Annotated in this window: 9 protein-coding genes; 3 read left to right on the plus strand and 6 right to left on the minus strand. The window is 42.9% G+C overall.

Going from position 1 to position 20,531, the window contains the following annotated elements; translation table 11 throughout:
* Window positions 1–137 precede the first annotated feature (137 nt).
* On the plus strand, window positions 138–4,127 hold the full coding sequence (locus tag FAM09_RS06880) for a response regulator (RefSeq protein WP_136576307.1): 3,990 nt from the start codon (window positions 138–140) through the stop codon (window positions 4,125–4,127).
* Window positions 4,128–4,239: 112 nt separating this feature from the next.
* Window positions 4,240–4,533 (plus strand): hypothetical protein, encoded by a 294-nt coding sequence (locus FAM09_RS06885; RefSeq protein WP_136576308.1) that lies wholly within the window; start codon window positions 4,240–4,242, stop codon window positions 4,531–4,533.
* A 32-nt stretch (window positions 4,534–4,565) separates the two neighbouring features.
* Here the strand turns inward: FAM09_RS06885 and FAM09_RS06890 are convergent, their stop codons facing one another.
* Complete coding sequence (locus FAM09_RS06890) at window positions 4,566–5,258, minus strand: response regulator transcription factor (protein WP_136576309.1); 693 nt, start codon at window positions 5,256–5,258, stop codon at window positions 4,566–4,568.
* Window positions 5,255–6,700: a sensor histidine kinase gene (locus tag FAM09_RS06895; protein ID WP_136576310.1), complete on the minus strand. Its 1,446-nt coding sequence runs from the start codon at window positions 6,698–6,700 to the stop codon at window positions 5,255–5,257. The genes FAM09_RS06890 and FAM09_RS06895 overlap by 4 nt, the downstream gene beginning before the upstream one ends.
* Window positions 6,701–6,826: 126 nt before the next feature.
* Here FAM09_RS06895 and FAM09_RS06900 point away from each other — a divergent pair, with 126 nt between their 5' ends.
* Window positions 6,827–7,627, plus strand: coding sequence for a GLPGLI family protein (locus tag FAM09_RS06900; RefSeq protein WP_166437043.1), 801 nt, complete (start codon window positions 6,827–6,829; stop codon window positions 7,625–7,627).
* Window positions 7,628–7,988: 361 nt separating this feature from the next.
* Here the strand turns inward: FAM09_RS06900 and FAM09_RS06905 are convergent, their stop codons facing one another.
* The 4 genes from FAM09_RS06905 to FAM09_RS06920 all read right to left on the minus strand — a co-directional run bounded on the left by FAM09_RS06905 (window position 7,989) and on the right by FAM09_RS06920 (window position 20,149).
* Window positions 7,989–9,806: an alpha-amylase family glycosyl hydrolase gene (locus FAM09_RS06905; RefSeq protein WP_136576312.1), complete on the minus strand. Its 1,818-nt coding sequence runs from the start codon at window positions 9,804–9,806 to the stop codon at window positions 7,989–7,991.
* Window positions 9,807–9,902: 96 nt separating this feature from the next.
* A complete protein-coding gene (locus FAM09_RS06910; protein ID WP_166437044.1) occupies window positions 9,903–12,710 on the minus strand; it encodes an outer membrane beta-barrel protein in 2,808 nt (935 codons plus the stop codon).
* A 532-nt stretch (window positions 12,711–13,242) separates the two neighbouring features.
* Entirely contained in the window at window positions 13,243–16,191 is a 2,949-nt protein-coding gene (locus tag FAM09_RS06915) for an outer membrane beta-barrel family protein (RefSeq protein WP_136576314.1), read from the minus strand.
* A gap of 184 nt (window positions 16,192–16,375) precedes the next feature.
* The gene (locus FAM09_RS06920) at window positions 16,376–20,149 is read right to left on the minus strand and encodes a DEAD/DEAH box helicase (RefSeq protein ID WP_136576315.1); all 3,774 of its coding nucleotides are present in this window, start codon (window positions 20,147–20,149) and stop codon (window positions 16,376–16,378) included.
* Window positions 20,150–20,531 lie beyond the last annotated feature (382 nt).

The following is a 20,531-nucleotide window of genomic DNA, read 5'->3' on the forward strand; positions in this document are numbered from 1 at the left end:
TTCTGTTTACAGAAAGTATGACGATAGTCAATTTCTTAATGATTACCCTTATTTACGGTAAAAAACAATGGTTGACATTCAATACAAACCTTATTTATCAGTTATATACCTGGGTAGGTATAGTATCCTAAAAATCAATGAAGAATCCCTTTCGTAAACTGGTTAGAATTGCTGTAGTACTGCTTGCTGCCGTGCTTCTGTTCAATTTCTTCGGTTATTACATGATTCAACTGTCCTCAAAACAGAATGAAAAAATGGTAAAGCTGGTGAATATGAGCGGGCAATTACAAATGCTTAGCCAGTCTATTACAAAAGATGTGCTGCTTCTTACCAATTCCAACCTGCCCGAATCGGAGAAACTAACCCTTCGCGAACAACTGCACCAGGCTACCGATACTTTTATTACCTGCAACCAGTTTTTACGCGACAAAATAAAAATTGTACATGAAGGCCCGGTTACTACCGACCTGCTCGAAATAACCCGCGACTTAACCAATGCACAAACCCACTTCAAGGGTATTGTGGCGGTAGCGCAGGAAGTGTATCAGGCCGATAGCCAGTTGTTGGCCATCAACAGCGCATTATACAAACAACAAATACTGTACAGCGAAAGAAAGTACTTCCCGCTGATGAATGAAGTGGTGCAACGGTACACCGACGTAGTAACCGATAAATTGGAAGAATCGGCCAACATCAATACCGGCAAATTCATTTCGCTTATTGTTGCCCTGGTATGTCTTATTATATTGGTAATAGAACCCCTGTTCCGTAGCAATAAACGCAATTACGAAGCCCTGCAAATGGCCCGCAATGCCCTGCTGCGCGAAAAAAAATACCTGTCCTCCATTCTCAACTCACAAACTAACTATGTTATTCGTATAGATCGCAACGGAAACTTCACGTATGCCAATCCACAGTTTCTGCAGAGCTTTGGCTATACTGAAAAAGAAATTTTGGGACTACCTTTTTACATGACTATTCATCCCAAAGACCTGTACCGTTGCCAGGAAGTGGCCGACCAATGCTGGTTTAATCCAGGTACGGTATACAAGCTGTTGATAAAGAAATCAATTAAAGACACCGGCAATTTTCAATGGACCGACTGGGAATTTATTGCCCTGCAAAATGAAGATGGTTTTTCAGAAATACAGGGTATTGGCGTAAACGTAACGGAAAAAGTAATTGCAGAACAGGCGCTGCAGAACAGCGAACAAAAGTTTCGCCTGCTGGCTGAAAATGCAGAAGACATTATTTCAGTTAGCAGCCCCGATGGTACTTTTCAATACGTATCACCGTCGGTAGAAAAAGCGCTGGGTTTTTTTCGCGAAGAAATGGAAGGCCATTCCATCACGGAATTTGTTCACCCCGAAGATGTGCATGCCTTTAAACCGCATAAGAACAGTGCAGCCCTGGGCAGACTTGATTACCTGACCCTGCGTTACCGCATCAGAACAAAAAGCAATGAATACATCTGGCTGGAAAGTATCTTAAAACCGGTGAAAGAAAATAACCTGGTGGTAAAGATCATTACCACTTCCCGTAACGTTACCGAACAAAAGAAAGCAGAAGTAGAACGGGAACAGTTATTGGCAGAAGTAAGACAATCAGAAGAACTGCTGCGCACCATTATTAATTCTACCCCCGACTGGATTTTTATAAAAGATCCGGGCCACCGGTTCTTGTTGATAAACCAGGCCTGTGCCGATTCACTACGCAGGTCACCGCAGGAAATCATTGGCAAAGACGACCTGGAAGTAGGCTTTCCGGTTGAATTCGTTAAAGGCGACCCGTCACGCGGTATTCGTGGTTTTTGGGCCGATGATGATGAAGTGGTGCGTAGCGGCAAGGTCATGTACATACCCGAAGAACCAAATTTTGCCAATGGCCAGCTAAATACCATGAGTACTGTAAAAGTACCGCTCAAAGATGCGGAAGGGCACGTGTGGGGCGTATTGGGTTTTGTACACAACATTACGCCGCTGAAAAAAGTAGAAGAAAGCCTGCGCCGCAAAGACCAGTTACTGCAGGCAGTAGCCGAAGCTACGCATCTATTGATCAGTAATAACAATCTTGACCAGGCCATTGGTGAAGCAATTCAACTGCTGGGAATGAAAATGCAGGTTGATGGCCTCAACGTATACAAAAATGAATACCTGGTAGCAACAGATAAATGGTATACGAGCAGGCTATGGCAATGGGAAAGCGCTACCGATGAACTAACTTATCGAACACCCGAATTTCAAAATAAGGAAGTCGACACGAAATCTGTCTTGTTTCAAACCCTTATAAAAGAAGAAATATTCTGCAGCCATGTTAAGCACATTCAGGATGTTGAGTTGCGGGAATATTATGAAGAAAGAGGCGTTAAAACATCAGCAGTATTACCCATCTTCACCATGCATTATTTCTGGGGGTTTGTAGCCTTCAGCGACAGAACGGAAGAACGCGAATGGACGATCACCGAGTTCAGCATTCTGCAATCATTCGCCGCTACCCTGGCAGCGGCCATCGAGCGCAAACAAATGGAACAGGAACTGGTGCAGGCAAAAGACATGGCCGAATCGGCCAACCGGGCCAAAAGCGAATTCATGGCCAACATGAGCCATGAATTGCGTACACCCATGAATGGTATCATTGGTTTTACCGACCTGGTGCTTACCACTTCTTTACAACATTCACAACGCGATTACCTCGAGAACGTAAAGAAATCGGCGTACGGCCTGTTAGACATTATCAACGACATTCTCGACTTTTCAAAGCTGGAAGCCGGCAAACTACAAATTGACCATACTACATTCAGAATAGATGAACTGGTTGATGAAACTATAGATATTTTAACCGTGAAGGCTTTTGAAAAGAAGCTGGAAATGATCTGCCACATCGATCCGTTGTTACCTTCACGCGTTAGTGGCGACCCCGTTCGTATTCGCCAGGTTTTTGTAAACCTGTTGGGCAATGCGATCAAGTTTACCCAGAAAGGAGAAATATTTGTATCGCTGAAGAAGGCGGGCAGCATGTATATGAAAGAAGGCAGAAAGTTTATTGACATAAACTTATCCGTTCGCGATACAGGCATTGGCATTCCTAAAGAAAAATTAATAAAGATCTTCGATAGCTTCACACAGGCCGATTCATCAACTACCCGTAAATACGGCGGCACCGGATTGGGATTGACCATTTCAAAAAGCCTGGCCGAATTGATGGATGGCAATTTAAGTGTGAAGAGCGAAGTTGGCCGCGGCAGTACCTTCACCCTGCGGTTGCCGCTTGAAATTGTAAACAGCGAACCGCAAATTACAGCCGCTTACCGGCCGCCATTGCAGAAAGTGTTGGTCATTGACGACAATGCCACCAATCGCTGGCTGATGCAGGAGATCTTCCGCTACTTCAATATTCCCTGCGAAACCGCTGCCAGCGGACGTGAAGCATTGACCATCTTACAACGCATACACAAAAAAGGCGAAGCGCTCGATCTGATCCTTACCGACCACCACATGCCCGAAATGGACGGCATGCAACTGGTGCAGGAGATCCGTAAAACATCAAAAGGACATGAACAGTCAGTTATCCTGATGCTTTCATCGATCGAAAAAAATATGTTCCAGCGACAGGCTGAAAAACTGGGTATTCACAGTTTTCTATCCAAGCCTGTAAAACTATACGAGCTGTATGCCATGATTTCAGCCATGTTCACTACCGGCAAACAGCAACCTGAGAAAATAAGCAACATTCCTACAATCGAAAAAATTACCGACGCAGCTACCATTATGGTGGTGGAAGATGAACCCATTAACATGATGTTGATTACGGAAGTATTGGGTAAAATGGGATTTGCCGTTATTAAAGCGACCAATGGAAAACAGGCGCTTGAAATATTACAGCAACAGGACCCGCAGCTTATTTTCATGGATGTGAATATGCCCGAAATGGATGGCTTCACCACCACCCGCCTTATTCGCCAGTTACCGGAGCCTTACAGCCTGATCCCGGTTATTGCGCTCACAGCCGACGCCATGCAGGGCGATAAAGAAAAATGTATTGAAGCCGGCATGAACGATTATATCTCCAAACCCTTCAAGCTGGAAGAAATAGAAGCGGTGCTGAAAAAAAGGATGTTGCTGGTGTAGAAATTTTAACATTTGCAGAACCCCGCGCCGGCAAACATTTTGGCAGGCAATCCGTAATATTCTTATACCTTTTGCGACTTATTTTTCATCTTAATTTCATTAAACTCAGAAAATGAACAAACAGCAAACAACGACCTCTTTGGTATTTTGTGTGTTGATGGACATCATTGGTTACGCAACTTATGCGATACCAGTGTTGGGTGAATTTGGCGATATCATTTGGGCGCCGATTTCTGCGCTCATTTTCTTCAGAACGTTCGGCGGCTGGAAAGGCGCTTTTGGCGGATTGTTCAATTTTGTGGAAGAGATATTGCCCGGTCTCGATTTCATTCCCAGCTTCACCATCATGTGGTTTATGCAACGAATGAGAAACCCTCAGCCAATAAGGACCATCAAGGGTTATTAATGATGTGAGAGAGAACCGTTTAGTTTACAGGCTTACCCCACAACAAACCTGTACCCAACCCCTTTGATGGTAATAATTTCCAACAGGTCATCTTCTTTAAGATAACTGCGCAATTTTGTGATGTAAACGTCGAGGTTGCGGGAGTTAAAAAATGAATCATTGCCCCACAGCAAATTCAGAATGTCTTTGCGATCAATGATCTTATCGCGGTTCTCATATAATAATTTCAGTAGCTCGCTTTCGCGAAATGACAGTTTTCGCTCTTCATTAATGCCCGCCAATAGCTGGCGGGTAATATGAAAGTTATATTTGCCGATTTGTAATGTATCTTTTCCATTCACCGCCCTGCTGCCCTGTTCTTTAAACCGCAACGCATTTTCAATACGCACAATCAATTCTTCCATACTAAACGGCTTGCGGATGTAATCGTTACCGCCGACCGAAAAACCTTTCACAAGGTCATTGGTTTGTGTTTTGGCCGTCAGGAAAATAATGGGCACGGCAGCATTGATCTCACGAATTTCGCCGGCAAGAGTAAACCCATCTTTGTTGGGCAGCATCACGTCAAGTACACAAACATCTGGATTAACCTGCCTGAAAATGGTCAATACATTGGCGCCATCGCTTTCCATCACCACATCAAAATGCCGGCTCTCCAGGCTTTCTTTTACAATTTTGCCCAGGAATAACTCATCTTCTACGTACAGAATTTTGGTTTTGCTCATGAAGCTGCAGGAAGTTTAATAATAAAACGACTCCCAATGCCCGGCTGGCTTTCTACTTCAATTGACCCATAATGCCGCTGAATAACATACGCTACGTAGCTCAATCCCAATCCATACCCTTTTACATTGTGGGTATCACCGGCCGGAACACGAAAGAATTTATCGAAGATCTTTTTATGAAATTCTGCAGGAATGCCTTTCCCATTGTCTGTTACCTGCAACTGAATTCGTTCTGTTTCATCCTTCAGCTCAATATGAATCGTTGGATTTTCTTTGCTATACTTTAGCGCATTATCCAGTAAATTGAACAGGACGCTGGTAATGTGAAGGCGGTCGGCCTGAATTTCAAAACAATATCCGTGCATTTGCACATTAACCTGGGCTTTGTATTTTTCAAATTGCAGCTTCATGGAGTTAACCACTTCCTTTACCAGCAGGGCCAGGTCAATGGTTTCTTCTTTCAGCTCAACCTGGTGTTTTTCAAACATCGACAATTTCAACACTTTATCTACCAGGAACGATAACCGTTGCAATTCGTTTGAAGAAATGGCCAGGTATTCTTTGGTTTTCTCCGGATCCTGCAACGCATCAAAGTTCCGCAAAGCTTCTATAGCCACACTTACTGTGGCAATAGGCGTTTTCAACTCATGGGTAATATTGCTGATGAAGTCGTTTTTAATCTGTGTAAGTTTTCTTTGCTGCACCAGGCTGCGTAATAAAAGAGTGAATGAAAAAACCGTTAAGGCAACCAATAGTAACGACACCAGTATTTGCGACCACATTTTTCGAAGCACAAAAGGGGTTGTGTCAGAAATATCTACGCGGAACGTTACGGGGTTATTAAAACCAATGGTTACTTCGTTATCGTTTTCAAAAAAGGGCGGTCGCAATTCATCATTCAAAACAGCTTTACGGTTGGTGATTAAAAACGGAACAGAGATCTTTTCCTGTTTTAATATTTGTGCATATTTAACAGAAAGCTCTTTTACTCCAATGCTATCCTGCAGGGAGTCTACCCGGCTAAGCACTTTAACAATGCCCGGTCCGCCGGGGCCATCTTTAAACACGTGAATTTCCCTGATGGAGTCTGTGTCTGGTATAGCACTCCGTGCATATTCTCTGTTTTCTGCGGTTACCATTATGTGGAACCGTTTATCGCGGCCCATTGAATCCAATACTTTTCTTTTTATGGCATCCATCATACCAACGGCGCCATAACCCGCCACCCTCATCTTTTCATTTGAATGAAAATTGGTATCCAGTTTCATTTTATCTGCCCGAATGTGCTGAATGGCTTCGCGAAATAATACGTTGGTACGAAAGGAAAGTTCCTGTTTTTCTTCCCGGAAGTTTTTGATGAGCCAATAAACCTGGAACGATGCTACAGCCACAATAGCCAGCAACATTAAAACAACCGGAAAATACAAGCGTCGCCTGTTCATAACCTAACAAAAATAGCCGATTAATAGTAGTTGGTTGATACCATTAACCTTAATTAACATTAAACCAAGGTGCATTAACCTGTTACCGTTGCCTGCTGCAATAGTTTTGAAACAAAACCAATGAACATGAAAGCGATACACATTTTAGCCAGCTTTTTAATAGTGATACAGGTGCAGGCACAGCAGCAAACAGGGCGTGTTGTGTATGAATACACCCGGCAATTGCAGATCCGGGCAGCCATCATGCGCGATGGCATGGAGCAGGCGCCGCCGCCCCTACCCCACGCCCATACAATTAAACTGGAAGTACTGTTCGGTAACAACCAGATGCTGCGCCGCAGGCTGGAAGAAAATACAGTCAATGATTTTCCCGGTAATGAAAATGGTATTCAGATAAGAGGGTTTGGGATGGGTGATGATGACGTTACCTGGCTCCATTTTTCTGAAGGTCGCAAGGTAGACCAACGCGAATTTGCCACGAAACAATACCTGGTTACCGATAGTATAGGCAAAATGAACTGGAAATTAACCGGTGAAACCAAAACTATTTTGGGTTATAACTGCCAGCAAGCAGTTACCATAAAACCTGGCAAACGAAAAATGATAAATATGGACAATGGTATAATGACAAAAAAAGAAATTGCCGATACCAGTAATATAATTGTTTGGTTTACACCTGCTATTCCTGTTTCTGCCGGGCCCGATTATGAAGGCCAGTTACCCGGTTTGATTTTACAGGTTGATATTAACGGCAACACTACTTATAAAGCGATTGAAGTATCGCAAAAAGCAGATCTCGCTGCCATCAAAGAACCCAGAAAAGGGAAAAAGGTAACCGCTCAGGAATTTAATCAGGAACGCGACAAAGTAATGGAAGAAATGCAACGCAATGGGGGTGGCAGAAGAGTTATGCACATTGGCAATTGACAGCTAAACATTTTCACTTACAACGTTATAAAACATAGCCACAATCATTAAACAGAGTGATGGCCATCATAAACTATTTGGAATAATCATTCTATTTTCACAATGGTTTTTCATAGGATATTGGATTAACACGGGCTGGATATCTATCCGGCCTTCTTTTTTTACACCCTCTTACCCGGTAGCACCTGTATGATTTAATCTCACAACATCAAAAAAAGTTAGCGCTAATCAATAAATTTCTAAACTCGTTTTTCTGTGATGATGGTCATAGGTTTTATGACTAATTGATATTAATTTCAAAGTGGTTTTTCATAGGATATTGGATTAATACGGGGCTGGATGTCTATCCGGCCCTCTTTATTTAATCGCGGGAAAGAATCAAAGCGTTATAAGGTCCTATGTGAATAGCAGCGCTGTATTCCTGGTCGTCTTTTTTGCTTTCAAACGTTTCGGTTTCCAGGGCGGGCGTATCGGAGAAAGATTCATCGTATCCTTTCCAATCGCTATTGAAACGAACTTTCCATACCCCTTCCTCCGGCATTCCTATCACATAATCTTTATGTTCTTTATTGGCAAAGTTCAATACGACTATTACGCTGTCTTTTGGCCCACCTTCGTGCCAGCGATGATAGGCAATCACTTTTTCTTCATTGTTTACATGAATGATACGCGTATGTTGACCTGAGAGTCCTTTGGTTAAACCATCCAGGTTACGACGTAAACGTATGCAATCGCGGTACAGGCAGGCAATACCTTTAAATGTTGAGAACTTCGACCAATCCAGCGGATTTTTTGCATCGAACCAGCCATCTTCTACAAATTCCTGCCCCTGAAAGATCATGGGTATGCCAGCGCAGGTAAAAACCATTACGGCTCCCAATACCGATCTTTTTTTCGCAAACCAGCCTTGCGAATCATCAGGCGCTATTTCTTCAGGCACCCGGGTTTTACCATTCGCTACATCGTCGTGCGATTCAGTATAGATCACCCGCTGTAATGGATCACCGTTAAAATGATGCGTGATCGCGTTCTTTATTTTATCCATATCGCGATGCTCATCTTCAGGTACTTTCAATACATCGCGCACATTAAACGTAAAAGCAGGGTCCCATTGCGTATTAAAACCCTCGCCCCCTTCTTCTCCCTTTTTAGTGATCCATTCGTTGTTTTGCAGGTCTTCGGCAATCATGATCTTCCAGGGGTATCGCTTTGCCACTTCTTCATTTATCCACTTCATTAAAGACCAGCCATCGGGCAAATCGGCATCGGGCAGATTTTTACCATGTACATTACGAACGAATAAAAGCGCATCGGTGCGCAATCCGTCTATATGATATTCTTCCAGCCACATCAATGAATTATCCCGCAGGTATTGTCTTACTTCGGGGCGGCCGTAATCGGGCCGGGTATGCCCCCAGGGCGTTTCTGCCCGCCAATCCTGGTAGAAATAAATGCCGCCGGCGCCATTCTCACTCCAACCATCAAATTGCCACAGATCAAGGTCAGCAGGCCCGAAGTGATTGTACACCACATCCAATATAACGGCAATACCCAGTTCATGTGCCGTATTTACCAGCTCTTTAAAACCGCGTATGCCGCCATAATCCGATTCAATGGCAAATGGGTGCGATAGATCGTACCCCCATGAAAAGCCACCCGGGAACTCGCTAGCCGGCATAATTTCAAGCGCATTAATACCCAGGGCTTTTAAATAACCCAGCCGTTGCCGCGTGCTTTCAAATGTGCCCGGGCGTCCATCTTCCGTTACATTAAAAGTTCCTATATGCAATTCATAAATGACCAGCTCATTCCAGGCCGGCATTTGAAAATCCTGGTCGGTCCAGTCAAAATGCGGATCAACCACAATGGAGTTACCTGCAGAATTGGTTACTTCCTTTGCGTAAGGATCATTGCGGAATAACACCCCTGCGTCGGTATGTAAAATATATTTATATTGATTGCTGATGGAAGCATCTGGAATATTCAATGCCCAATAACCATTGGCTTCGTGGGTCATGGGGTGTTTTGTTTTTGACCACTTATTAAAATCACCGGTTACAAATACTTTTTTGGCGTGCGGGGCCCAAACCCGGAAGAATACGCCGTTTTCATGCGGGATAGATCCCATCCCTTCCATCCTGACTTCAGGTGCTGAAAGCACAGTGCTTTTTCTTGACATTTTAGTATAGTTTGAGGAATTCTATACCATCTATGCAATTTTGCTACCATACCAAGTATGGCGGGCGTGACAAAGGTTGTAGCTGAAGCACTTATGCTATCTTTTAATGATGTGTATACCGCCGGCTTCGCCCGGAGCACTCAAGCCGTTCTTAGTTAAGCTATAAGTAAAGCTTAACAGGAAAAAGCGTTGCAGGTTTTTTACCCGTTTGTCTTCAATATAATTCTGACTGGTACTGCGGCTTACACCTATATTCTGCTTCAACAAGTCAAAGGCAGATAATTTTATTTCACCCCTGTTGAACCGTAAGAACTGTTTACTGATAAACGCATTCCATAACGGCACTTTTGTATTAAAACCGCTGGCGCGCTGGCTGTTGATGGCGTACGTAAATTCGGTATTAAAATAAAACCGCTTCGGCAATTGCCAGTTTATTTCAGTACTGAATTGTTGACTCAAATATTCTGTATTCAGGTTGGCTTGCAAACTGTATTGAGTGCGGTAATAATTGATGCCGGCAGTGAGTGAAATATCCAGTTTTTCTGAAGCATTTATTTCGAACCGTACATCAGGGCCTATGTTAAGGGTGTTGATCATGTTCCCGGCGCCATTGATAAATGATCGGTTTTTTGTGTAGCTGCCATTGGTGCTGAAGTTCACCGTTCCCTTCAAAAACCGCACTGGTAATCCTACATTAACAGAACCGGTAACTTCATAGGCGCCATCAACATTTACCGGCCGGGTTGTTTTTATACCTACTGAATCAATCGTATCGGAATCAACGATCTTGTTATCGGTGCGCCGCAGGTTAACAAATGCAAACAGGTTCTTGTTCCTGAAAGGATTTACTGAAAAAAAGTTCAGTTGCACCGCATGCGTCAATTCCTGTTTCAGATCGGCATTACCGGCTTTAATATTCAATGGGTCGCTGTTATCGGGCACAGGTTGCAACTGCGAAACTGATGGTTGTTTGGTGCTTGTTGTATAATTCAATCGCAGGTTGCGAAATTTGGTAAAATTATACTGCAGGCGGGCATTGGGCAACAGGTTATAAAATGTTTTGTTGATGATGGAATCCTTGCCGTTCGACAGTATGGTTCCTTCCAGTTCAGCCTGTTGCCAGTTTACACCAACCGATGCATTGAATTTTCTTTGCTGCATGCGCCAGCGAATACCTGCCGTATTGTATCCATAATTGTTTTCATAATTGTTTGTTAGCCGGTCGTTCAACTGATCGAACTTGCCGCTGATGGTATTGTAATCGTACGTAGTTTTTTGAGCGGTGCTTTTACTGTTGCTTTTAGCCACACTGAACTCAAGCAACGATCTTTTAAAGATGGGCTCGGTATACACCAACCGTGCCGTATAACTGTTCAGGTCGCTGCTGTTTGTATTGCGTTGATTGATGGAATCGGTCCTTATTACGCTTCCTGCCGTATTACGATAAGTGTTGGCTGAAACAAGACTGCCATCGCCATCGCTTGCATTTAAATTATTTTGCAGGCTCAATGAAAGCGTTCTTCCTCCGCGTCTGAACTTTTTACGGAACAGGATATCGTTGCGAAAGTTATAGCCCTGGCTTGCCGACTCAGCATTACTGTAGCCGCTACTGCCCGGCTTTTGCGCAAGCGAAAATGTATTATAATCGCTGAGAGTGGAAGTACTTGTTCGCTGATACCCTAAAGAAGGAGATATTTTTATGGAATGAAATGAATCGAGTTGAATATCTGCACCCAGATTTAATTTATGGCTGTTATTGAGATTTTTTGAGAAAGCATTCTGATTATAGAGGTATGAAGAATCGGGCAAAAAATATTGCCGCTGAATGTGGCTTTCCGTATTCGGGTTATAGCGGTTATAAAAATAATTACTGGTGAAATTGGTTTTATTGCCAATGATATTGTTGTAGTTAAAACCGCCACCCCAAATGGTCCTGATCCCGTTATTATCGTTCTGATTATTACCGTCATCATTCCTTAGGTTGATCTCTATTGTGCCGCCGCCTGATTGTTGCATGTTACTCATACCGCCGTTAAAACTCAACATATCCATAAAAGAAAAACCGGCTGCATTGGTATTGTTGCCCATGCCTATTACAGAAAACTGCCGGGCGCCCTTAAAGGAATTCACATTAAACCGGCCTTCGTACCGGTTGTTAGTACCGCCACCGGCCATCACTTTTCCAAACATTCCTTTCTTCTTGTCTTTTTTCAATTTCAGGTTGATGGTCTTTTCGCTATTGCCATCATCAAAACCGGTTAACTGGGCCTGATCGCTCATTTTATCATATACCTGCACTTTGTCAACAGCATCTGCAGGCAGATTACGCGTAGCCAGCTTAGGATCGTTACCAAAGAATTCCTTTCCATCAACCAATACTTTCTTCACTTCCTGGCCTTGCGCTTTCACTGTTCCGTCTTTCTCCACCTTAATACCCGGCATCTTTTTCAGTAATTGTTCTACGGTAGCATTGGGCGCGGTTTTAAACGAACCGGCATTGTATTGTACGGTATCATCAAGTAAAGTTACCGGTGGCGCTTCTGCAGTAACTACGACCTCTGCCAATACCCGGGTAACATCGTTCATTATTACATTGCCCAGGTTTACCTGCTTATGGCTATCGTCTATGGTAAACTGCACATTGGTATTATGATAATTTACATGGGTTGCCAGCAAGCGATATTCTCCATTGGCCAAACCGGTTATTTCAAACTGGCCTTTATTATCGGTCATGGAAAATGCTACCAGCGAGGAATCTTTTTTCTGCAGCAAGGTAACGGTAGCCGACAGCACAGGTTGCTTAGCCAGGGTATCCAATGCAATGCCTTTGACTACGCCATTCTTTTGTGCCAATAAAAATGAATATAAAAAACAGGTTACAATCAGCAGGTAGATCTTCTTCATACCGGTCATATTTTCGTGTTGATAGTGGCTACGAAAATATTCTTACACGCCGGCAATGAAGGTTAAGCAGGGTTGGTTTAATGTTAATGAAGGTTAATATTTAAAGCATTATCTAATTTCCCTGAAATCGCAGAAAATTAACAAAATCCGGTTTGCATTTCAGCAGGATAATATTAAATTCACATAAACACAATAAAAAAGTGACTTTGTCCGTTACAATCGGAGGTTAGTTTATTTCATTCATTCACTATCAATTCAATACCATGAAAAAGAATCCAATGTATTATGATGTGCACCGTGCGAAAATTCACAAAACCATCTACCGCCCATCTTCCAACATTATTCGATTTGTTAAGTCTTTGATTGCTGTAGTTATGCTTGGCAATTCACCTATCAGTACACCATCACCGGTAAGAAGAAAATTCCACTAATTAATAAATAGAAACTATTAATTATAACGAATAGCACTTACCTCTGAAACCACAATATGTATGTGCTAAGCCCTTCCCGATAAACCGGGAGGGGATTTTTTTTAAGGGTTATTCATCTGGCGGTCCATTTGCCGTTCTATACTACGCGGTAACCTGGGGCCCTGCCGTTGTTGGTTATTGCCCGCCCGGTTGAGATTATAGGTAAAGGTGAGCATAAAATAACGCCGTAATACAGTGGAGCGGGTATCCTGTATGTAGTTCTCACTTACTGTTCGCGAAATGCTTTGGTTCTGGTTCAACAGATCATTTACAGAAAACTTCAGCTCACCATTCTTCTTCTTGAACATTTGCACAGCAAGGCTGGTATTCCACAATGGTATACTTTGGTTATAGCCGTTTGCCCGGCCTGTATTTACAAAGTAATCAAAGTCGGTAGAAAATACCAGGCTTTTAAGAAAGGTATAGCTGATATCTGCCGAGTAGGTTTGCGTGTAATAATCATCATTCAGATTTGACTGCGCGGTATAAGAAACTTTATTATATGCAAGGCTGGCATTCAGGCCGAGGATCAACACCTGCTTAATGTCCAGGTTAATACCGGCCGTTTGTGTAACAACAAAAGAGTTGGTTACATTTTGTCTTTTGTAAATGATACTTATATCCCGGTTATAGGTGATGTTATTATTAAAATTCAGGCTGCTTCCTTTCAACTTTCCTCTTAACGGCAAGCCCAGTGTTATAAATGATGATGTATTGAATGCGCCATTCTGGTTTACGGGAGTTATGTATTGCGCGCCTTGTACAGTATTATCAATACCCAGTTTGCTTTTCAAGGCCGATGACAAACTGTCTACACTGTTCACAATTTTATTCTGTGTTGTGCCCAGGTTAACATTAACTGATAAGTATTTAAAAGTTGTAGCATCGAACGTGTTGTAATTGATATTAACGTTATGCACAAACTCCTGCTTCAGGGCAGGGTTACCGTTGCTAATTGATAAAATATTCGATACATCAGGCGCATCCTGCAACTGCGATACAGTCGGCTGATTGGTTCTTCCCCGGTAAAACAACCGTAAATTCTTTGAACGGCTAAATGTGTAATTGAAATTAGCTGTAGGGAAAAAGTTGAGGAACTCCTGTTTAAGCGTACTGTCGCCTGTCAACGCCCTTATACTGTGATTATTAAGTTCAGAATATTCAACGGCAGCGCCTACCTGCCAGTTAATTTTTTTGTTTTGTACGCGGAAGTTGGCGCCGGCCCGGTGCGCGATGAAATCATTTTCAAAATAATTGGTCTGGGCCATATTCAATGAATCGTACTTAAGTGAAGTAGGGTTGTAATTATAAGCATCGCGGTCGCTGGTGGTATGCCGGTTGGTATAAGCATAATTTATTTCAAGGAGCTTATTATTACCTATTGGTTCAGTATAAGAAGTACTGACAACGTTACTTAATGATTTTGTTTTTTGAGAAGATTTAATATCCTGGTTGGTTATGCTTAATAAGTTACCATTGGCATCATAAAATCGCAAGGGCGATTGCGAGGTACCTTCTCCATCACTATTGCTGATGCTGTTGTTAAAACCAATGGTTAAAGTGCGGCCCATTTTCCTAAACCTTCGGCGGTACAATAAATTGTTGTTGAGCGTGATGCCGTCGCGGGTATTGGTGTTTATGCTTTTGCCCTCATTGGCTAAATAATCTACGGTTTTAACCGAGCGGGTAAATAAAGAATCGTAGGTATAAGATTCAGAGTGTTGTAACACCAGGTTAGGCGTATACAACAATGAGTTCATGGAGTCGATGTAATATTCAAAACGCAGATTAAACCGGTGGTTCTGGTTCTTGTTGATAGAACTCATGTCTTCATTGCGCAACACCAAAGAATCATCGAATAATTGTTGCGTAAGACTTTGTTGTTCTTTCCGGTTTTCGCTTTGTGAAAAGAAATAGCTGCCTGTCACATCTACTTTACTGCCCCATTTGTCAGTATAATTAATCCCTGCATTGGTAGCTTTTGTTATACCGGTGTTGCTGCTGCCAAAGTTGCTAAATCCGGTAGATCCACCGCCGCCACCTTGTCCGCCGCGGCCACCACCTCCGCCGCCCATGCGAACACCTCCACCACCGCCGCCAAAGCCGCCACCACCGCCACGTGAACCATAACCACCCATATTGCTAACAACATCTGAAAATGAAAAGGATTGTTTATTCAGGTTATTTGAACCGGCCAGTATAGAAATGCGGCGATCATTATCGAACCGGTTGAACATGGCGCTGGCCTGGTAGCGATCGTTATCGCCCGCACCGGCAATAAAGCGGCCGAAATAACCTTTGCGTTTATCCTTCTTCAATTTTATATTCAATGTTTTTGAGCGGCTGCCATCATCAATGCGGGTGAATTTGGCCTGATCGCTCATATCATCAAATACCTGTACCGATTCAATCATATCGGCCGTGATATTTTTGGTAGCCAGTTTAGGATCGGTACCAAAAAACTCTTTTCCATCAACATACACTTTCTGTATATCCTCACCCTGTGCTTTTACATTCCCCTCCTTATCAACCTGCACGCCGGGCAATTTTTTTAAAAGGTCTTCTGCAGTAGAATTGGGTTTTGTTTTAAACGCATCTGCGCGGTATTCAACAGTATCTTTCTTTACCTGAATAGGCGGTGCTTCCACAATTACTTCCTGCAACATACTGTTCTTCTTATCCATGTAAATGGTGCCAAACTGTATGTTGGATGAATCGGCTGAAATGGTGAACCTTCTATACTTTGGCGTATACCCCTGGTAGGTTATCATTAAGCGGTAAGTACCGGCATCGAGGTTTTTGATCTGAAATTCACCCTGTGGGTTGGCAAGGGTATAAGATATTACGGTTGAATCGGTTGCATGTAAAACAGTAATGGTAGCGTCTACCAGGGTCTCTCTATAAAGGGTATCATACAATTTACCCTGTATGCTGCCTGAAACTCTTTTCTGGGCAAAACCAGCGGTGGCTATTAGAAAATTTGCAATAAACAGGGTAAAAATTGTTTTCATGTATGGTTAATGAACGTTAGAGATATAAACTTTTAGACGCCACCCCACCGATAAACTTGTGGCGGAAAAAGGGGATAAGTTAAACAGTACTCTGTTAAATAGTTATGCCACGATCCCTACGTTGTATGCGAAGGAGTCTCGTGGCATAGTTGGAAAATTTTATTGATGTAAACCAGGTGTTTATCTAACTGAAAAGATATTCCACGTCTTCCCTGGTAAGTGACTTCACAAATCCTTCATCATCCGTGATGAGGTCTTTAGCAAGTAACCGTTTTTTATCCTGTAGTTGCAGGATCTTGTCTTCAATAGTGTCTTTACAGATCATACGGTAGGCAAAGATGTTCTTTGTTTGCCCGATACGATGTGTACGGTCAATCGCCTGTTGTTCAACCGCGGGATTCCACCAGGGATCAACAATGTACACATAGTCGGCAGCAGTTAAGTTCAAACCCACACCACCCGCTTTCAGTGAGATCAGGAATACGCGGCAGTTATCATCATTCTGGAAACGCTGAATGGCCTTTTCCCGATCAATGGCAGAAGTACTTCCGTCGAAGTATTCAAAATCAACTTCCAGCTCTTTCAACTTCTCCTTGATGAGGGCAAGCATACCCAGGAACTGCGAGAATACCAGCGCTTTGTGGTTACTGATATTTTCTGTGATCTCACGGGCTAATTCTTCCAGCTTTATTGAATGGTTGGGGAATTTCTCTGCTTCATTCAGGATCGCGGGCGAATCACAGATCTGCCGCAGTTTCATCAAACCCTGCAAGATGGTCAATTGGGAACGTTGTATACCCTGCTGTTCAATGGTGCCCATGATCTTATCGCGGAAATCGTTGCGATAGGCGTCATAAATAGCTTGCTGCTCAGGCTCCATTTCGCAAAACAAAATGGTCTCGATCTTATCTGGCAGGTCTTTGGCCACCTGCTCCTTGGTGCGGCGTAAAATGAAAGGATATAATAATTTACGTAAATGGTCTTTGCGATCGGCCTCACCAAATTTATCAATAGGGATCGCAAACTCCTGCCTGAAAAACTCTACGCTACCCAACATACCCGGGTTCAGGAAGTTCATCTGCGCAAAAATGTCAAAGGTATTGTTCTGCAATGGCGTACCACTCAGGCAGATCCTGTTCTTCGATTGTAACAGGCAGGCGGCTTTGGTAACTTTACTGCTGGGGTTTTTAATAGCCTGCGATTCATCCAGCACCACATAATCAAATGGAATTTCTACCAGCAGTTTTATATCGCTGCGCAATGTTCCATAAGTAGTAATGATGATCTCGGCACTCATGAATTGTTCTTTGCCTCTTGTTCTTTCGCCGCCGTGGTGAATATAATAAGTAAGCGACGGTGTAAACTTCTTGATCTCATTCTCCCAGTTAAACATCAGCGTGGTAGGACAAACCACCAACGCGCGCAACTTACCCCGGCTTGTTCTGTAATAATTCAGGTACGACAAAGCCTGCACGGTTTTACCCAAACCCATGTCGTCGGCCAGAATACCCCCCCAGCCTATTTCACTCAGGTAATGCAACCAGTGATACCCGTGTTCCTGGTAAGGACGCAAAATACTTTTCAGGTGTTCAGGAAGCGGTATCTCCTGTATCTTGTTAAAGCTTTTTAATTGTTCGTATTTCTCTTCGAGCTTCAATACCAGTTCTTCTTCACTGCGATTGTCGTACAATTCATCAATCACGCTCATGTGGTATTTCGACAGGCGCAATTGATTTTGTTTACCCTCGCCCACTCTGAACAGCAGGGAGTATTTTTTGATCCACTCCTCGGGTAAGATACCTAAAGTTCCATCATTCAATTGTACAAACTGTTGCCGGTTGGCCAGCGCCTTCTTCACATCTGCGATGGTCACTTTCTGATCGCCAAACAAAATATCAACCCGTGCATCGAACCAATCGGTATTGCTGCTGATATGAATTTTTGTTTGCGGTCGCGCGGTATTAAAGCGGAAGTTCTTCAATGCATCAAACCCGAACACAGGAATTTTCAATTCCTTCATCGCGTCAACAAACAGGAAAAACCAGTTGTTCTTCAACACATCACTGCCTTTCAGCGCCAGTTGCTGGCCGCCTTCAGGTCTTATAAACCCGGAATGCAGCGCTTCCAGTTTCTTTATAAACTGTAATTCTTTTTCTTTATTCCGGTGAACGATCACAACGCGTTCGGTGTCTGGGATCACCAGCTCGTCTTTACCGCCCGGTTTTGTTTCAAAGCCTTTATATGAGAACAACGGTTGAAATACCAGGTAATCGCCTTTTTCCTGCAACACCACGCGCTTTTCGGGATCGCCGTCTTTTACTTCGCTTACAAGCGTGCCATCAAATTCAACATGGTATTCTTTGGTAAGCGGTAAAACCATCTTACGCAATTGCTCGGGCCAGTCGGCTTTTGAATAAACCAGTTTTCCTTTTCCATGGAACTGGGTCACCAGGCTCACGTCTTCAGGCTTATCCCACAAAAACAAATTATCGTTATAAAAGAAAACCAAACTGCTGTTGATGCCATTATCGCTGATATTCACTTGTTGTCCGTTCAGCTTTACCCAGCACTCGATCTCATAATTGTTCTTTCCGGCAATAACTTTAAAGTACGGCGTAATGTAATCCGTTACTATGCCCGCCGTATGCAGATTCTCTGTTTTGAAAACCTTCTTGCCATTCAAATAAAACACAAAAGGATTTGCCGCTATATCCGCAAACAGTTTTTTCAGTTTGGGATGCAGGTATTCTACCATCAAAGCCTTGGTTTCCTCGGGCAGGTCATCTTCTTCATGATGAATGATGTTTTCCCAAATGCCGCTGAAAGGCGAGTTGCGGTTAAGGTATTTCGTTACCTCCACATCCTGCATTTTACGCAACTGGGGTATCATTTGCTTATCATTCTCACTATATACCTCAATGTTAACAAACTTGCTCAGGTCAAGCTTTTCAACTTTACCCGTGAATTGCGTAGCTTCTTCATTTATTTCACCGCTAATAGCGTCAACGGAAAAACCAGGATAACTTTCATAGTTGAAATTAAACACCACGCCTATACGATGTGAATACGGGATTGTCTTTTCCGGCTCTTCAACCGACACTGTTTCAGCAGCAGCCGGTACTTCTGCCATCACCGGCTTTGGTTTAGCCCGCGAGGCATCCTGTGGCGATATGCGTTTAATGGAAGCATCCAGCACCCGTAAAAAAGGTTTGCCGTCTTTATAGGTGAATTCAAATTTACCGTTGAGGTCATCGCTCAGCGAATACCCATAGGCTTCCAGTAACTTATTTTTTTCTTTATCCCAGTTACGTATACTGTCAAAATAATAGGGACCATAAGAGTTCAGCAATTGCAGAAAAACGATCACTTTAGGTAAACAAAGCGGGTGCTGACGATCTTCGTAATTGCAACTGGTATCAAAATTTCTTTCTTCGTTCTTGCGAATAACCACTTTCCAGGGCGTACCATCAATGCTAACGGTAGCTTTTACTACTTCATCCTGTGCATATTCAATATCTGCCCTTTGCGTACGCAGGTATTTTTCAGCTTCGGTGTAAGTTTCGGGCGAGCACAGCAAACGTAATGTTTTCAGATCAATGAACTTCATCTTCAACACGGTGTGCTTCTGATCATAATCTACCTTTTCGGTCTTCAGCATATTTTTATCCAACATTTCCTGTAGCTGAATAAGCGCGGCAGCTTCGTGGCGACAGATATCGCCCAGGTTATAGGGACACGCACAACGAACCGAAAGCGTACGTGAGTCTTTAAACTTCTGTATGTTTACTTTGTAATAGGTACTATAGCTATCGTCTTTAACCCGAAAGGTTACAGAATCGAGTAATTCATCATAATCCACCAATTCAACGTATCCGATGGCGTGTATCTTTTTTCCCCTACGGATCACTTCGTCAGTTCCATTGGTATACACGTACTTTATAAGATGAGGTAGTGCCATGCTATTATTTAAATTTCCTGTTTGCCGCTTGTTCAAAAAAGGGCAATCTGCAAAAGTAAAGGAAAAAAGGCGAGCTTATAAAGAAAAAAACGATCTTGAACAAAATTAATATAGCACATTGAAGCACACTTGTTTCCGAATTATCCGGTTAACAGGCTTTTACAAACAGCAAATAAAATAATTTGTTCGCTTACTCCCTTGTAACGGCCAAAAACAGCAACAAATTGCATCTATTTTGAATAGGGGTGCCAGGGAAAACTTACTTCTTTTACTTTAACCCGAAAAATGTGTTAAAATAGTATTATTTCTGCCCGGGGTTGAACGCCGGAAAGCCGGCTGATAGCGCTTTTACAGCCTGCTAACCGGTTTTAAAATTATATGA

Origin of the sequence: Niastella caeni (assembly GCF_004834005.1) — a bacterium.
GTDB lineage: Bacteria > Bacteroidota > Bacteroidia > Chitinophagales > Chitinophagaceae > Niastella > Niastella caeni.